The organism is Cedecea lapagei (assembly GCF_900635955.1).
Lineage (GTDB): Bacteria > Pseudomonadota > Gammaproteobacteria > Enterobacterales > Enterobacteriaceae > Cedecea > Cedecea lapagei.
The window spans coordinates 2797431-2813910 of record NZ_LR134201.1 but is presented as its reverse complement, the minus strand read 5'-3'; the positions used below and the strand labels follow the sequence as shown (position 1 = coordinate 2813910).

14 protein-coding genes and 1 pseudogene are annotated in these 16480 nt (G+C 52.7%); 8 read left to right on the top strand and 7 right to left on the bottom strand.

What is annotated here, in order from left to right; genetic code table 11:
* Positions 1–131 precede the first annotated feature (131 nt).
* Positions 132–1313 carry an MFS transporter gene (locus tag EL098_RS13610; RefSeq protein ID WP_126356764.1) on the top strand — a complete coding sequence of 394 codons (1182 nt, stop codon included), beginning with the start codon at positions 132–134 and terminating at the stop codon, positions 1311–1313.
* Positions 1314–1345: 32 nt separating this feature from the next.
* Here EL098_RS13610 and EL098_RS13605 read toward each other — a convergent pair whose 3' ends face one another.
* Positions 1346–2410, bottom strand: coding sequence for an acyltransferase family protein (locus tag EL098_RS13605; protein WP_126356763.1), 1065 nt, complete (start codon positions 2408–2410; stop codon positions 1346–1348).
* 234 nt (positions 2411–2644) lie between these two features.
* Between EL098_RS13605 and lolC the strand changes: the two genes are divergently transcribed.
* The 5 genes from lolC to cobB are packed head-to-tail and all read left to right on the top strand — an operon-like array spanning position 2645 to position 7549.
* On the top strand, positions 2645–3844 hold the full coding sequence (gene lolC / locus EL098_RS13600; RefSeq protein WP_126356762.1) for a lipoprotein-releasing ABC transporter permease subunit LolC: 1200 nt from the start codon (positions 2645–2647) through the stop codon (positions 3842–3844).
* The gene (gene lolD / locus EL098_RS13595; RefSeq protein ID WP_126356761.1) at positions 3837–4541 is read left to right on the top strand and encodes a lipoprotein-releasing ABC transporter ATP-binding protein LolD; all 705 of its coding nucleotides are present in this window, start codon (positions 3837–3839) and stop codon (positions 4539–4541) included. The genes lolC and lolD overlap by 8 nt, the downstream gene beginning before the upstream one ends.
* Entirely contained in the window at positions 4541–5785 is a 1245-nt protein-coding gene (gene lolE / locus EL098_RS13590; protein ID WP_126356760.1) for a lipoprotein-releasing ABC transporter permease subunit LolE, read from the top strand. The genes lolD and lolE overlap by 1 nt, the downstream gene beginning before the upstream one ends.
* Positions 5786–5812: 27 nt before the next feature.
* Positions 5813–6724 (top strand): N-acetylglucosamine kinase, encoded by a 912-nt coding sequence (gene nagK, locus EL098_RS13585; protein WP_126356759.1) that lies wholly within the window; start codon positions 5813–5815, stop codon positions 6722–6724.
* 3 nt (positions 6725–6727) lie between these two features.
* Entirely contained in the window at positions 6728–7549 is an 822-nt protein-coding gene (gene cobB / locus EL098_RS13580) for a Sir2 family NAD+-dependent deacetylase (RefSeq protein ID WP_126356758.1), read from the top strand.
* A gap of 174 nt (positions 7550–7723) precedes the next feature.
* Here the strand turns inward: cobB and potD are convergent, their stop codons facing one another.
* From potD to potA, 4 genes are read right to left on the bottom strand one after another with little or no spacing between them, the layout of a single operon-like run.
* The gene (gene potD / locus EL098_RS13575) at positions 7724–8770 is read right to left on the bottom strand and encodes a spermidine/putrescine ABC transporter substrate-binding protein PotD (protein WP_126356757.1); all 1047 of its coding nucleotides are present in this window, start codon (positions 8768–8770) and stop codon (positions 7724–7726) included.
* Entirely contained in the window at positions 8767–9558 is a 792-nt protein-coding gene (gene potC, locus EL098_RS13570) for a spermidine/putrescine ABC transporter permease PotC (RefSeq protein WP_126356756.1), read from the bottom strand. Before potC ends, potD begins: the two co-directional genes overlap by 4 nt.
* Entirely contained in the window at positions 9555–10412 is an 858-nt protein-coding gene (gene potB / locus EL098_RS13565; RefSeq protein ID WP_126356755.1) for a spermidine/putrescine ABC transporter permease PotB, read from the bottom strand. The genes potC and potB overlap by 4 nt, the downstream gene beginning before the upstream one ends.
* Entirely contained in the window at positions 10396–11532 is a 1137-nt protein-coding gene (potA, locus tag EL098_RS13560) for a spermidine/putrescine ABC transporter ATP-binding protein PotA (RefSeq protein WP_126356754.1), read from the bottom strand. Before potA ends, potB begins: the two co-directional genes overlap by 17 nt.
* A 284-nt stretch (positions 11533–11816) precedes the next feature.
* On the opposite strand from potA, the pseudogene pepT reads away from it, so the two are divergent.
* A pseudogene (gene pepT / locus EL098_RS13555) lies at positions 11817–13044 on the top strand (peptidase T).
* Between the two features lie 71 nt (positions 13045–13115).
* A complete protein-coding gene (locus EL098_RS13550) occupies positions 13116–13469 on the top strand; it encodes a putative T6SS immunity periplasmic lipoprotein (protein ID WP_126356752.1) in 354 nt (117 codons plus the stop codon).
* Between the two features lie 483 nt (positions 13470–13952).
* On the opposite strand, the gene EL098_RS13545 is transcribed toward EL098_RS13550, so the two are convergent.
* Positions 13953–15218, bottom strand: a complete 1266-nt coding sequence (locus EL098_RS13545; RefSeq protein WP_126356751.1) for a hypothetical protein — start codon at positions 15216–15218, stop codon at positions 13953–13955.
* A gap of 110 nt (positions 15219–15328) precedes the next feature.
* Complete coding sequence (locus EL098_RS13540) at positions 15329–16423, bottom strand: TIR domain-containing protein (protein ID WP_164716860.1); 1095 nt, start codon at positions 16421–16423, stop codon at positions 15329–15331.
* Positions 16424–16480: the final 57 nt, after the last annotated feature.

The window sequence follows — 16480 nt, the reverse complement described above, 5'->3', positions numbered from 1 at the left end:
TACCTCTTACATTCAGTTCGTATGATTATTTACATTCATCTCGTATGAATATACGCTTTATTCATACGACGTGTATGTATTATTGCGATGCAGTCAGGTTGAGGCAAGCAAAGACGCTAAAGGAGAAAACAATGATTCAGGCTTATCGGCAGCTTTTTGCCGCATCAGGGACTCGAGGGTTTGCACTTGCAGGCCTGCTGGCAAGGCTTCCTTTGCCGATGATCGGCATTGGCATTATTACGCTTTTGTCTCAGTTGCACGGTAGCTTTACCCTGGCGGGAGCAGTTGCCGCGACCTTCGTGCTGACCTACGCGCTGCTGTCTCCTCAGACCTCGCGCCTGGTGGATCGCTTCGGGCAAAGCAGAATATTGCCGCTTGCCAGCGGGATTGCTCTCGTCGGTATGCTGCTGTTGTTGACCGCCAGCCACTGGCGTTTGCCGGACGCAACTCTGTTCTTGGGGGCCTTGCTGATCGGTTTTATGCCCAGCATGTCGGCAATGGTCCGGGCTCGCTGGAGCGCTATCTATCGCGGCGAACCGCAGATCCAGACCGCTTATTCACTGGAGGCGGTATTTGATGAAGTAACCTTTATTGTGGGGCCGCCCCTTTCCGTTGGGCTTTGCGTAGCCGTTTTCCCTCAGGCCGGGCTGATTGCCGCGGCGCTGTTTCTCGCCGTTGGGGTAGGCACCTTTGTTATGCAGCGAAAAAGTGAACCGCCGCTTGAGGTGTTGTTGCCTGAGCAAACACGAGGCACTGCGGTTATCAGGCTGGCAAACGTGCGTCTTTTAAGCCTGCTGATGATCGCGATGGGGATTATCGTGGGGACGGTAGATATCGTCAGCGTTGCATTTGCTAATGCACTGGGGAAACCCGCTGCGGCGAGCCTCGTTTTATCCGCTTATGCTTTTGCTTCATGCCTTGCAGGCCTGCTGTTCGGCGCGTTAAAGCTTCGTGTGCCGTTGTACAAACTGTTACTGCTGGGAGGATTTGCTACGGCGGTGACCACGCTTCCGCTGTTAATGGTAAGCGGCGTAACCTCATTGACGGCGGCGGTGCTCTTTGCAGGGCTGTTTTTCTCACCGACGATGATTGTGGCGATGTCGCTGGTGGAGCAGATTGTGCCTGAGAGGAGTCTGACCGAAGGGCTGACGTGGCTGCTTTCGGGGTTAAACGTCGGCGTGGCTATCGGGGCCGCCGTGTCCGGCATGGTTGTCGATAGCTACGGGGCTAAAGCGGGATTCTGTGTGGCATTGAGCGCGGGGAGTGGCGTGCTGATCGTCGCATATTGGGCTTACCGTAAGCTTCGAAGTTAAAAAAGCAGCCTGCTGTAGCAGGCTGTTTATGCTCAGGAACGGGTGGCGATCTGTGCGGGCGGAGAGAAAAACAGATCGCCGAACAGGGCGACGGAGAGCCTGCGGAAGCCGAGGCCGGCCAGAGTACAAATGCCGAGGCTGACAAACGGATAGACCAGCAGAATCGCCAGCACCAGCGTGTCGGAAAGCTCGCCGCTGTTGATTTTGGCCAGCGTCACAAGGCTTAAGGCCTCAATCAAAATGCGGTGCGTGGTATAGATGGCGATGGTGTTGGAGCCGACAACGTTAAGAAAGCCGTCTTCACGTGCTTCGCGCCAGCCGTTCAGCAGATAGAACACGCGCAGGATGACCACGATCGACACCAGCGAAATCACCAGCGGCACGTTCACAAAATAAAGCGCCAGCGAGCCTGGGGCTACGGCGGCGCAGATAAACGGATGTTGCGAAAAGCGGAAGTCCTTCATCCAGGCCATCAGCAAAGGGCCAAACCATGCGCCGAGGCCGTAATACACCATGTTCCGTGCCACGCTGTTCAGTCCCCACCAAGGCAGCGGTACAAAGGCGATGAGAAGGTTGATGCTCATCAGCAGAACTATCACCGGGATGCGGTAGCGGCGCAGCGCCTTAAACAGAATAAAGTAAACCAGCAGGGCGTAGAGATACCACAGGCTGGTGCTCGCCTTCGCCATGCTGATGGCGAACTGCCCGAGTGAGTCCGCGTAGGCGGCGTTCGACGCCGGGTTGCGATCAATATCCGGCGCCAGCCACTGGTTGAGGTGCGTAAGGGCGACCCATTGAATCAGGCCCCACAGCAGCAGCACGTAGAAAATACTCCACAGCCGCTTGTCCACGCTGTCGCGCCACCTGACCTCGTTAATATAACGGGTGATCAGGTAGCCAGAGATAAAGAAGAACACCGGCATACGGAAGGGGGCGAGATAGAGATTGAGGTAAACCCACAGCTTAGCGACGTACTGATTGAGGCCTGGCCCGGGAGCCGTGAGGTGAGGGTAGAAAGTGATCACCGAATGGTAGATAACCACCAGGCAAATGCATAATCCTTTGATTTGGTTGATCCAGAGTTGCTTTTTCTTCATGCCATATCCACGTCGTTACGGGCTCCAGTAAAGATTGGCCTGTTATCCTGGTGTCATTTTGGGGCGAGCACGACCTCAATTATCTGTTTTTGCATGTGATTAGGTAAATTTAGGAAAAGTTGCAGGCGCTTAAGAAACCAGACGAATAAATTGGGCTGGTGAATTCATTTGGCCGGGGAGGTGTCGTATACTTCCCGGATCTCTGCTTAGGCAACCCGCAACAAGACGGACTTCATGTATCAACCTGTCGCGTTATTTATAGGCCTGCGCTATATGCGTGGGCGAGCAGCGGACCGCTTCGGCCGCTTCGTCTCCTGGCTGTCGACGATTGGCATCACCCTTGGGGTGATGGCGCTGGTCACGGTTCTTTCGGTCATGAATGGCTTCGAGCGCGAGCTGCAAAACAACATCCTGGGGCTGATGCCGCAGGCGTTGATCACCTCGCCGTCCGGCTCCATCAACCCTCAACAACTTCCCTCAGACTCCCTGAAGCTTCAGGGCGTGACGCGTATTGCGCCGCTGACAACCGGTGACGTGGTGCTGCAAAGCGCCCGCAGCGTTGGTGTGGGCGTGATGCTTGGCGTGCAGCCGGACGAAAAAGATCCGCTCTCTCCGTACCTGATCAACGTCAAGCAGGCCGACCTGGTGGCCGGGCAGTACAACGTCATCCTCGGTGAGCAGCTTGCCGTGTCGCTGGGCGTTAAGCGCGGCGAAACCATCCGTATCATGGTGCCGTCAGCCAGCCAGTTCACGCCGATGGGGCGCCTGCCGAGCCAGCGCCTGTTCAACGTGATTGGCACCTTCGCGGCAAACAGCGAAGTGGACGGCTACCAGATGCTGGTTAACCAGCAGGATGCCTCGCGCCTGATGCGCTACCCGGCGGGCAATATCACCGGCTGGCGTCTGTGGCTGGCCGAGCCGCTCAAGGTTGATGTGCTGAGTAGCCAAACGCTGCCGCAGGGCACCGAGTGGAAAGACTGGCGCGAGCGCAAAGGCGAGCTGTTCCAGGCCGTGCGCATGGAGAAAAATATGATGGGGCTGCTGCTTAGCCTGATTGTTGCCGTCGCCGCGTTTAACATCATTACCTCTCTCGGCCTGCTGGTGATGGAGAAGCAGGGCGAAGTGGCTATTCTGCAAACCCAGGGGCTGACTCGCCGCCAGATCATGACGGTGTTTATGGTTCAGGGCGCAGGCGCTGGCGTGATTGGTGCCCTGCTGGGTGCCCTGCTGGGTGCGCTGCTTGCCAGCCAGCTGAATAATTTAATGCCGATCATCGGCATTCTGCTTGATGGCGCGGCCCTGCCGGTCGCTATCGAGCCGTTACAGGTTGTGGTGATTGCCATTGTGGCGATGGCCATTGCTCTGCTCTCCACGCTTTACCCTTCGTGGCGCGCCGCCGCGACCCAACCCGCTGAGGCTTTACGTTATGAGTAATTCTGTCCTGTTGCAGTGTGACAACCTGTGCAAACGCTATCAGGAAGGCAAGGTGCAAACGGATGTGCTGCACGATGTCAGCTTCAGCATCAACGCGGGCGAACTGATGGCGATAGTCGGCAGCTCCGGCTCCGGCAAAAGTACCTTGCTGCACCTGCTGGGCGGGCTGGACACGCCAACCTCCGGCGACGTGGTGTTCAACGGCCAGGCAATGAGCAAGCTCTCTTCGGCGGCAAAAGCGGAGCTGCGTAACCGCGAGCTGGGCTTTATTTACCAGTTCCACCATCTGCTGCCGGACTTTACCGCGCTGGAAAACGTGGCGATGCCGCTGCTTATCGGCAAGAAAAAGCAGGAAGAGGTGCAGCAGCGTGCGCTGGAGATGCTGGCCGCCGTTGGCCTGGATCACCGCAGCAACCACCGTCCTTCTGAGCTGTCCGGCGGGGAGCGTCAGCGCGTGGCGATTGCCCGTGCGCTGGTGAATAATCCGCGCCTGGTGCTGGCGGATGAGCCGACCGGTAACCTGGATGCGCGCAATGCCGACAGTATTTTCGAGCTGCTGGGCGAGCTGAACGTGCGCCAGGGCACCGCTTTCCTGGTCGTCACTCATGACCTGCAGCTGGCTAAGCGTATGTCCCGCCAGCTGGAAATGCGCGATGGCCGCCTGACCCACGAGCTGACCTTGATGGGAGCGCAGTAATGGCTTCGCCCCTGTCTTTATTGATTGGCCTGCGGTTTAGTCGCGGGCGACGCCGCAGCGGCATGGTTTCGCTGATTTCGGTGATCTCCACGCTCGGTATCGCGCTGGGCGTGGCGGTGCTGATCGTCGGCCTGAGCGCGATGAACGGCTTCGAGCGCGAGCTGAAAAACCGCATTCTCGCCGTGGTTCCCCACGGTGACATAGAGCCGATGAACCAGCCCTTTGCAAACTGGCAGCGGGCGTTACCCGAAGTCGAGGGCGTGAAAGGCATTGTGGCCGCCGCGCCGTATATTCGTTTTACCGGGCTGGTGGAAAGCGGGGCAAATCTGCGCGCCATTGAGGTAAAAGGCGTCGATCCGGTTCAGGAAACGCAGCTGAGCGCGTTGCCACAATATGTGCAGAATAATGCCTGGGCGAACTTTAAGGCCGGGCAGCAGCAAATCATCATGGGTAAAGGCGTGGCGGACGCGCTCAAGGTGAAGCAGGGCGACTGGGTATCGATCATGATCCCCAATAACGACGGCGGCACTAAGCTGATGCAGCCCAAGCGCGTCAGGTTACAAATTGCCGGTATTCTCGCGTTGAGCGGCCAGCTCGATCACAGCCTGGCGATGGTGCCGCTGCAGGACGCTCAGGGCTATCTGGATATGGGGGACAGCGTTACCGGCATCTCCATCAAGGTTAACGACGTCTTTAACGCCCGGCAGCTGGTGCGCGACGCGGGGCTGGCAACCAACTCCTACGTGCGCATCAGCAGCTGGATTGATACCTACGGCTATATGTACCGCGACATTCAGATGATCCGCGCCATCATGTACCTTGCGATGGTGCTGGTGATTGGCGTGGCCTGCTTCAACATCGTCTCCACGCTGGTGATGGCGGTGAAAGACAAGAGCAGCGACATCGCTGTGCTGCGAACGTTGGGGGCTAAAGACGGCCTGATTCGCGCTATCTTTGTCTGGTACGGGCTGCTGGCCGGGCTGCTGGGCAGCGTCAGCGGCGTAGTGGTCGGCGTGCTGGCCTCATGGCAGCTGACCAACATCATTGGCGTAATTGAAAAGCTCATCGGGCACCATTTCCTGTCCGGTGATATTTATTTCATTGATTTCTTACCTTCTGAGCTGCACTGGCAGGACGTGGTTTACGTCCTGGTGACGGCGCTGGTTCTTAGCCTTCTGGCAAGCTGGTACCCGGCACGGCGCGCAAGCAACATCGATCCGGCAAGGGTGCTAAGCGGACAATAAAAATTAACTAACTTCTGGGGAGCAGCAATGTATTACGGATTCGATATCGGCGGCACTAAGATTGCACTCGGCGTTTATGACCGGCAGCGGCGTTTACTATGGGAAGCCCGGGTTGCTACTCCTCACGACAGTTATGAAAATTTCCTCGACGCGGTGGTCGGGCTGGTGGCGCAGGCCGACGAGAAGTTTAACTGCCGAGGCTCCGTAGGCATTGGTATTCCCGGTATGCCGGAAACCGATGACGGCACGCTTTACGCCGCTAACGTTCCTGCCGCCAGCGGCAAGCCGCTCCGCGCAGACCTCAGCGCCATGCTCGAGCGCGACGTGCGCATCGACAACGACGCCAACTGCTTTACGCTCTCCGAAGCCTGGGACGACGAATTTCTCAACTATCCGGTGGTGATGGGGCTGATCCTCGGCACGGGCGTCGGCGGCGGGATTATCATTAACGGCAAATCGGTTACTGGCCGCAGCTACATTACCGGGGAATTCGGCCACACTCGCCTGCCGGTGGACGCGCTGGAAATCCTCGGGCGCGACATTCCCTTCACCCGCTGCGGCTGCGGTAAAAACGGCTGTATCGAGAACTACCTCTCCGGGCGCGGTTTTGCCTGGCTGTGGAAGCATTTCTATGGAGAGCCGCTGGAGGCGAAAGAGATTATCTCTCGCTACCGCCAGGGTGACGAGCAGGCCATCGAGCACGTTGACCGTTTCCTTGAGCTGCTGGCGGCCTGCCTTGGTAATTTATTGACCTCAATTGACCCTCATCTGGTGGTGATTGGCGGAGGATTGTCTAACTTTAGCGATATCTACGCCCAGCTGCCGGAGCGCCTGCCGAAATATCTGCTGCCGGTTGCTGCGGTGCCGCGAATTGAACAGGCACGCCACGGTGACGCAGGCGGTATGCGTGGCGCTGCATTCCTCCACTACACGGAGTAAGTCATGCTTTCTCGTCGTCAACACCGGCTTAGCCGGTTTCGGAAGAACAAGCGCCTGCTGCGCCAACGTTTGCGTCAGCGTATCTTTTTCAGAGACAGGTTGGGACCGGAAGTAATGGAAAAACCAAGAGTGGTAGTACTCACCGGCGCGGGGATCTCCGCTGAATCCGGCATTCGTACATTCAGAGCCGCCGACGGGCTGTGGGAAGAGCACCGCGTCGAAGACGTGGCGACGCCGGAAGGCTTTGCTCGTGACCCGGCGCTGGTGCAGCGTTTCTACAACGAACGCCGCCGCCAGCTTCAGCAGCCGGAGGTGCAGCCTAACGCTGCGCACGTGGCGCTGGCAACACTGGAAGAGGCGCTGGGGGATCACTTCGTGCTGGTTACCCAGAATATCGATAACCTCCACGAGCGTGCTGGCAGCAAAAACGTCATTCACATGCACGGTGAGCTGCTGAAGGTTCGCTGCGCCAGCAGCGGCCAGGTGCTGGACTGGACGGGGGATATCACCGCCGAAGACCGCTGCCACTGCTGCCAGATCTCTTCCGTGCTGCGCCCGCATATCGTCTGGTTTGGCGAAATGCCGCTGGGCATGGATGAGATTTATCAGGCTATTGCCACCGCTGACTACTTTATCGCTATCGGTACCTCCGGCCACGTTTACCCGGCCGCGGGCTTTGTTCACGAGGCGCGTCTGCAGGGGGCGCATACCGTAGAGCTGAATCTGGAGCCAAGCCAGGTCGGCAGCGAGTTTGAAGAGAAGCATTACGGCCTGGCGAGCCAGGTGGTGCCGGAGTTTGTGGACAGGCTTTTGAAGGGGTTGTAGTTAGCGGTTAACCCTCACCCCGGCCCTCTCCCTGGAAGGGAGAGGGGGAAAATCGAAGGTTTATACTCGATCCAGTCCCTCTGCCCTTTGGGGATATGGTTAGGGTGAGGGGGGAAACCGAACTCGATCCAGTTCCCTCTCCCCTTTGGGGAGAGGGTTAGGGTGAGGGGACAATCACCGCCCCGCCTTCAGTCGCTGATAATAAGACTCATACAGCGCGCTCGCGTCACCCACGTCGTTCTGCCACTCACCAGCTTTAATCACCTCTGCATCCGGGTACAGCGACTTATCTTCCGCCACGTTCTTCGGCAGCAGCTTGCGGGCTTCGAGGTTTGGCGTCGGGTAGCCGATGGTTTCCGCCACCTGCTTAGCCACGTCCGGGCGCAGCAGGAAGTTGATCAGCTTCAGCGCGCCGTCGACGTTCTTCGCGTTGGCCGGAATCGACAGGTTATCCATCCAGAAAATCCCGCCTTCCTTCGGCCAGACAATCTCCAGCGGCGTGCCTGCCTGGCGAGCCACGTACGCCGAGCCGTTCCACACCATGCCGAGGTTCACTTCGCCTTCCATATAAGGGTTAGCCGGGTTGTCGGAGTTAAACGCCGCCACGTTGGGCATCAGCTTTTGCAGCTCGTGGTAGGCGGCCTCGATCTCTTTCGGGTCGGTGGTGTTGCCGGACAGGCCAAGCTTGCGCAGTGCCATCTGGAACACTTCGCGCGCGTCGTCGGTCAGCAGCAGGCTTTGTTTGTACTCCGGCTTCCACAGGTCGGCCCAGCTGGTGATGCTTTTCGGATCGATAGCTTCGCTGTTGACGCCAATCGCCGTGGCGCCCCAGATATACGGGATGGAGTAGTCGTTATTCGGGTCAAACGGCTTGTTCAGCATCTCCGGGTCGAGATTCTTAAAGTTGCTGAGCTTGCTCTTGTCGATCTTCTGGATCATCCCTTCTTTGCGCATCTTCGCCACAAAGTAGGTGGATGGCACCACCAGATCGTACGCGCCGTCTTTGTAGGTCTTGAGCTTGGCGTACATGGTTTCGTTCGACTCGTAGGTCGAATAAATCACCTTGATACCGGTCTCTTTGGTGAACTGCTCCAGCAGGCCCGGCGGCACGTACTCGGTCCAGTTGTAGAAATAGAGCGTCTTGCTGTCGTCGGCATGAGCGGCGCCGATGCCAAGCGCCAGAGCGCCCGCAGCAAGCAGGTGGCGTGGCCATTTTTTCATTTTAACGTCCCCTGAGGTTTGGTTTTATCGCGAAGGATCAGCTGGCTGGCGATCACCATAGCCAGCGAAAGTAACAGCAGAATGGTGGCCAGGGCGTTCACTTCCGGCGAAACGCCGACCTTGACCATCGAGTAAATTTTTAGCGGCAGGATCTCGTAGCTCGGCCCGGTGACGAACGAAGAAACAACCACATCGTCCATCGACAAGGTAAAGCTTAGCAGCCAGCCAGCAGCCACTGCAGGCATCGCCAGCGGCAGAATAATCTTGCGCAGAATGGTCAGCTCGCTGGCGCCCAGATCACGCGCCGCTTCCAGCATCTTGACGTCAAACCCTTTCAGGCGGGAGTAGACGGTAACCACCACAAACGGCAGGCAAAAGGTGATGTGGGAAAACAGCAGCGACCAGAAGCCGAGCGACACCCCCAGCAGCATAAACAGCACCAGCAGCGAAATAGCCATTACGATGTCCGGCGACATCATCACCACAAACAGCATGCCGCTGACGAACGGTTTGCCGCGAAAGCGATAGCGGTAGAGCGCCACGGCGGTAAGCGAGCCGATAAGCGTGGCTGCGCTGGCGGAAAACACCGCCATCGTCAGCGAATGCTTTGCGGCCTGCAGCAGGCTGTCGTTGTTCATCAGCAGGCTGTACCAGTTGGTGGTGAAGCCTTGCCAGTTAATGCCGAAGCGCGAGCTGTTAAACGAGTTCACGATCAGGATGATGATCGGAATGTATAAAAAAGCGTAAATGGCGGACATAAAGCCGCCGCGAAGCAGGCGTCCGATCATTCCAGTTCCACCTTTTTATTCAGCAGGCGCGCCGCGCGCCAGTACACCAGCAGCATCAGGCCCATCACCAGCGTCAGCGTAATGCTGGTTGCCGCGCCGAACGGCCAGTCGCGGATGTTGAGGAACTGGCTCTTAATCACGTTGCCAATCAGCAGGTTCTTCGCGCCGCCCATCAAGTCTGACACGTAGAACAGCCCCATTGCGGGCAGCATCACCAGCAGGCAGCCGGCGACAATCCCCGGCATGGTCAGCGGCAGAATAATGCGCACAAAGGTTTGCAGTTTGCTGGCCCCGAGATCCCGCGCCGCCTCAAGCAGCGGCTTGTCCAGTTTCTCAATGCTGGAGTAAAGCGGCATCACCATAAACGGCAGCAGGATATAGACCAGGCCGATAATCACCGCGCTCGGAGTGAACATGATGCGGATCGGCGTGTCGATCAGCCCCAGCCACAGCAGGCACTCGTTAAGGTAGCCCTTAGTGCTGAGGAAGATCTTCAGCCCGTAGATACGGATCAGCGAGTTGGTCCAGAACGGCACAATCAGCAGGAACAGCAGCAGCGGGCGCACTTTCTCCGGCAGGCGCGCCAGAAACCAGGCAAAAGGGTAGCCGAGCACCAGGCAGGCGAGCGTGGCTATCGCCGCCATGTTCAGCGAGTGCAGCAGCACCTGGGCGTACAGCGGGTCGGCCAGCCGGGTGTAGTTATCCAGCGTAAAGACCATGCTCACGAAGTTATCGTTATCGCGGGTCAGGAAGCTGGTGACGATGATCATCAGGTTGGGCAGGAAGACAAACAGCAGCAGCCAGCCCACCACGGTGGCAATTACCACATTCTGGAATTTACGCGAGCTCTTCATCTGCCAGCACAACCTCCCAGCTTTCTACCCAGGTCACCGCCATTTTCTGATCAAGCGTATGGTCGAAGTCCGGGTCGTCTTCGTTAAAGAACTCGCTCACCATTACCATCTTGCCGTTTTCCAGCTCGACGGTAGACTCCAGCGTCATGCCTTTATAGTTGCGTTCGCGCACGTAGCCAATCAGCCCGTCGACTTCGCGGGCGTCGTTGATCTCTTCCACGCGCAAATCTTCCGGGCGCAGCAGAACGTTCAGATGCTGCCCGATGCTCACCGGCTGATTGACGAAGATATGGCATTCCCGGCCTTCCACGTTCGCCAGTACGCGCTGCTCGTCGATGCGCTCGAGCACCGTCGCGTCGAAGATATTGATCTCGCCGATAAAGCTGGCAACAAACAGGTTCTTTGGCTCTTCGTATATTTCTCGCGGCGTACCGTCCTGCTCAATCTTGCCGTCGCGCATCACCACGATGCGGTCGGACATGGTGAGGGCCTCTTCCTGGTCGTGCGTGACAAACACAAACGTAATGCCCAGCTTGCGCTGCAGGGCTTTAAGTTCGTTCTGCATCTGCTTGCGCAGCTTGTAGTCCAGCGCCGACAGCGACTCATCGAGCAGCAGCAGACGAGGCTTGTTCACCACCGCGCGAGCAATTGCCACGCGCTGCTGTTGGCCGCCGGAAAGCTGGTTCGGCTTGCGCCGGGCAAACTCTTCCAGCTGCACCATTTTCAGCGCCTCGGTCACGCGCGGCGTGATTTCAGCCGCAGGTGTTTTCTGCATCCGCAGGCCAAAGGCGACGTTTTCAAACACCGTCATGTGCGGAAACAGTGCGTAGCTCTGGAACACGGTATTCACGTGGCGATGCTCGGCAGGCACGTGGGTGATGTCCTGATTATCGAGCGTGATCTGCCCGGCATCGACGTTTTCGAGCCCGGCAATAAGGCGCAGTACGGTAGTTTTGCCGCAGCCGGAAGGGCCAAGCAGCGTAAGGAATTCACCATGATTAATGGTGAGAGAGAAGTCAGAAATTACAGATTTACCATCAAAGCTCTTAGCAACTCCCGCCAGGTTGACCAGCATGGAGTGCGAACGTTGCACTTTATTCAATTTTTTACGCTGTCCCATAAATGACGTATCCGGAGCGAAGGATACGGGGTTTGTGATTAACCACCTTGGGTTTTGGCACGTTGAGTAAGGGCTGGCATTCTACGGCAAAGCAGCGGGATCGCCAATCCCGATGGCCACAAAGCCTGGCCGTTATCGTCTACGGTTAAAGGTACGTTTTACCCTGGCTTTGTTACGTTCTGCGAAAACTATTTTTTTCCGTAACCGACTAAAAGTGACCTGACGCAATATTTGCCCGATGCGGCTTATTGATAATTGATGTCACTAAAAACGAGGGTGGCTAAATGGATAAATTACTTGAGCGCTTTTTTGCAGTATGTCTCTCTGGATACACAATCCAAGCCCGGCGTTAAGCAGGTGCCGAGCACCGAAGGGCAATGGAAGCTCCTGCGCCTGTTAAAAGAGCAGCTGGAGCAATTGGGGCTGGTGGACGTCACGCTCAGCGACCACGGCACGGTGATGGGCACGCTGCCGTCGAACGTCGGGCATGCTGTCCCGGCCATTGGTTTTATCTCCCACGTGGACACCGCGCCGGACTTCACCGGCAAAAACGTAAACCCGCAAATCGTCGAGAACTACCGCGGCGGCGACATCGCGCTCGGCATAGGCGATGAGATCCTTTCCCCGGTGATGTTCCCGGTGCTGCACCAACTGATGGGCCAGACGCTGATCACCACCGACGGCAAAACCCTGCTGGGCGCGGATGACAAAGCAGGCGTGGCGGAAATCATGACCGCGCTGGCGGTATTAAAAGGCAAAAACCTGCCGCACGGCGACATCCGCGTGGCCTTTACCCCGGACGAGGAAGTCGGGAAGGGCGCGCACTTCTTCGACGTCGAAGCCTTTAACGCCGAATGGGCCTACACCGTGGACGGTGGCGGCGTGGGCGAGCTGGAAAGCGAGAACTTCAACGCCGCCTCCGTGACCATCAAAATTGTCGGCAACAACGTGCACCCCGGCACCGCCAAAGGGGTGATGGTGAACGCCCTGTCGCTGGCGGCTCGCATCCACGCCGAAGTCCCGGCGGACGAAAGCCCGGAATGCACCGAGGGCTACGAGGGTTTCTACCACCTGAACACCCTAAAAGGCTCCGTCGACCGCGCCGAGATGCACTACATCATCCGCGACTTCGACCGCGAGCAGTTCGAAGCCCGCAAGCGCCGGATGATGGAGATCGCCAAGAAAGTCGGCAAAGGCCTGCACCCGGACTGCTATATCGAGCTGGTAATAGAAGACAGCTATTACAACATGCGCGAGAAGGTGGCCGAGCATCCTTATATTGTCGAAGTGGCCCAGCAGGCCATGCGCGACTGCGACATCGAGCCCATCATGAAGCCGATCCGCGGCGGCACCGACGGTGCCCAGCTGTCCTTCAAAGGCCTGCCGTGCCCGAACCTGTTCACCGGCGGCTATAACTACCACGGCAAGCACGAGTTTGTGACCCTGGAAGGGATGGAGAAGGCGGTGGCGGTGATTGTGCGGATTGCTGAGTTAACGGCTAAGAAGGGTTGATTGCGTTTTGCTTTGATTGAGTGAAAGGGAAGGGGCTGGATGCCCCTTTTAAATCAAGGGACTTATTCCGCATGAAAAATCTTCTGCTTATCCTGATATTTCTCATTTCTGGCTGCGTCGGCGACCGGCTGGACTTTAGAAACGCGGGCAGTGTTTATCAAAAGAACAGCAAAGAAATTTGCATTAAGTCGAAAGAAGGTGATGTGCTTAGCTATTATCTCTTAACTTCGTCCGCAGATACCTACCAGCATCCTTTGTTATTTGAAGACCATATCGCCAAGAAATATCCTGATCATTGCTTTAACCTGACGCTTAAGAAAGATGTGACCTATAACCTGCTCTATGAGATGAACGACGTTAAGTATCAGGTTGATTTTGCGTTGGATGGTGTTGGAGGGATAAAGCAGGGAGGGAATTATCTGTGAGTAGTGGGGATTTGATGCATATTCGACTGTGTGATGTGTCATACATTTAAAATAATAACCATAATTTTTACTATATAACCATGATTGAGATAGTCATACAGATGATTACTCTGGCTTCTAACTCGATCGTTAACATATTAGTTCCCTTAAGGTTTTATAGATGGCTGGGAAGTTTTAAAAGGTTTTTTTGAATTAAGTTTGGTGTTTAGTATTCATTCTTACAAGATTTGATTATTTATCATGTTGGTGTGTTTAGCCTATGGGTTTTTTAATAAATAAAATTCAATATTTTTGTGGTTAATTAAAAGCTCACATTGTTCATTGTTGTTTTCATTGGTATTATAATGGCGTAATGAGGAAGATTGTATTGTATTCAGTGTGTTGGTCGGATTTATTTTTAATCATTTATTGAAATGATGTGAAGCCACCTAAAGATAGATGGCTTGTTTTATATTGTAATTTTTTGATGGGGAATTGAATGGGTTATCTTTTGGAATAGGCTTGTGCCTTTTTAATCTCAGCCCTTAGACTATTTTCAAGATAATCAGTAAATTTACTTCCCCATCTGGTTAGTAGGTTTTCCGCCTCAGGAAAGTCAGACTGCCCAATAGCATGTTTGATTTTTACTTTAGCTAAATTAACCTCAATAATTTTACTCCCCTTTTTTTGCTTTATAGAGGTTTGTATTTCTTTTAATAGTTCAGCATATTGATAATCTCTACCTTTGGCAGAGAAAACCTCAAGAATAGATATTTTTAGTTGGATGTTAAGTGATGAACTTTTAGAGAGAGAGTCTAATAAATTGACACTTTGTTCGTCGACAAGAACATCTTTCATTTTCTCTCGAACGTGGAAAAATGTTGTGTTCTTTCTACCATCTGCAACTCTTAATCTATCGAGACACTCTTCAATCTTATTAACTAAAATAGTTGTTCGCTCTTTCCTGTAAAGGGATAATAATGCCCATGCTTTTATATCAAGAATGAAAGGGTTGTCCACATCAATTGATAACGCTCTGTCTGCATAATCAATTGCCTCATCAAATCGTTCGTCAAAAGAATGTATTGTAGCTATCTCTCGATAGACATATGCATCAACATCTTGCTTAGTTTCAATTTTCATTAGCCAGCGCAAAGCGTCTTTCAACTTTCCATTTAGCCTGGACTTAAATCCATTGACAAAATTATAGATTATATCTTTTTTATAATTGTTGGGTATTTTACTATATTGGTCTTGGAAAAATGAAAACTGTTCCTCATCACCAATTCTAGCCGAAGAAAGCCCTATTAATCTCCATATCTCTATTATCCCCTCAGTACTTAATTTAGTTCTCCATTCATAAGCATTCATGGAAAGCTTTAGTGAGTCCTTATAATCTCTTTCATTGTATCTTCTTTTTGATGCCTTTATTAACTGGATTGGCATTAGGAAATTTTGCAAATAATCAGGTAAACTTTCATTTGTAGTTAGATGTGAAACGATTCTGGCATCTAATATGTCAATTGGTACATAAGATTCATCATCTAAGTCATTATATTTTTTCAGGAGAGACTGTATTTTTGGTAGCAAGTCGTTACGATATGTGTTTGCATATTTTTGTGCTTCATTTTGTAGATAAGATGAAAGCCTGTAATCATTTTTTTGATACTGTAGGAATCCTGAATCAATTAACTTTGATAGCCCACTTTCGAACTCTAGCCAGTTTTTTCCTATCTCTTTTGCTTCACTAAAAGAGATGATTTCGGCCATGCCAAAGAATCCGATTATTTTTTCTTTCTCCTTATCATTGTTTACAAAATCTTGTATTAACCTGCTAACCTCCATCCTGACTTTGGATACAATTGTTCCGTGTGTTCTATTTAATTTGTAATTAGGGTTGTTTTCAGATAGGTCGCCACCATGTTTATTAATCCCGGGTGGCCAATGAAGTTTTGTTCAATAATACTCAGTTCCTGCTTTGGTATTTCGATATCATACAGATTTATTAGCATTCTAAATAAATAAATGGAGTCTCCCTCGCTAAGAGGGTATACTTGATAAGAATAACCATCATCGAAATCATCTATGTCTACATGTCTTTTAGATATAAAAACGACGTGTGGCCAAGAATGTTTATTTAAACATTTCATTAATGATTTCAATAAAGGGTTTAACTCGCCATCATGGTTCAAACTTATGTTTGATATATCTAAAAATAATACTTGTTTACTCGGGACACAAATTCCATCAATCATAGAACCTATATGTTTTATTTTTTCTGACTCACTAAACCTATTGAATCTGTCTTTCTCTTCGAGAAATTCACGACCTCTCCAATTCGCAGTGTATTTTATTAAGGATGTATGTACACTATCTAAGTTCGCATAGTCATCAATATTTATCTCAATTGTTCCTGAAACTAATTTATACAGTTTCCTGTATACTTCTCTACCTAAAGTTTTTCTCCCGATACCATCTGGGCCACTCAATAAAATAAACTTTGGTTTTTCATCCATCATTACTAAATGATTGGTTATTTTCTTTACATCGTCTTCTCTGCCATAACATTCATCTACTTTATTATTAAGCAATGCAGATAGCTCATTTCTAATTGTAGTTGAAATTTGTATTGGGTTTGGAATGGATTCAGCACGGAACTGCTGAAAACTCGTAGGTAACTCATTCCATTTTGTATCATCTAATAAGAAAACCATGATTTTTTTTATTGACTTAATGAAAGATAATTCCTTTGCTAAATCAATTTCCCCGTTAACCCATTTGCTGGCTAACGCTGCTCTCGATAAAAATAATACAAAAATATCACAATCCAACATGCTGTTTCTTATCTCATCGACAAGATATGAATTCGATGGGAAAGTTTGCTCATCGAAAACTGCATGTGTAGCCGTGAGGTTGTCATAAATCTCTTTGACAAAATTTTTATCAGAAAAATTATGTGATAAAAATGCCTTCATATCATTCTCCATGTTTATAATCTGGGTTTAAAATTATTTAAAATATAATGATAATTA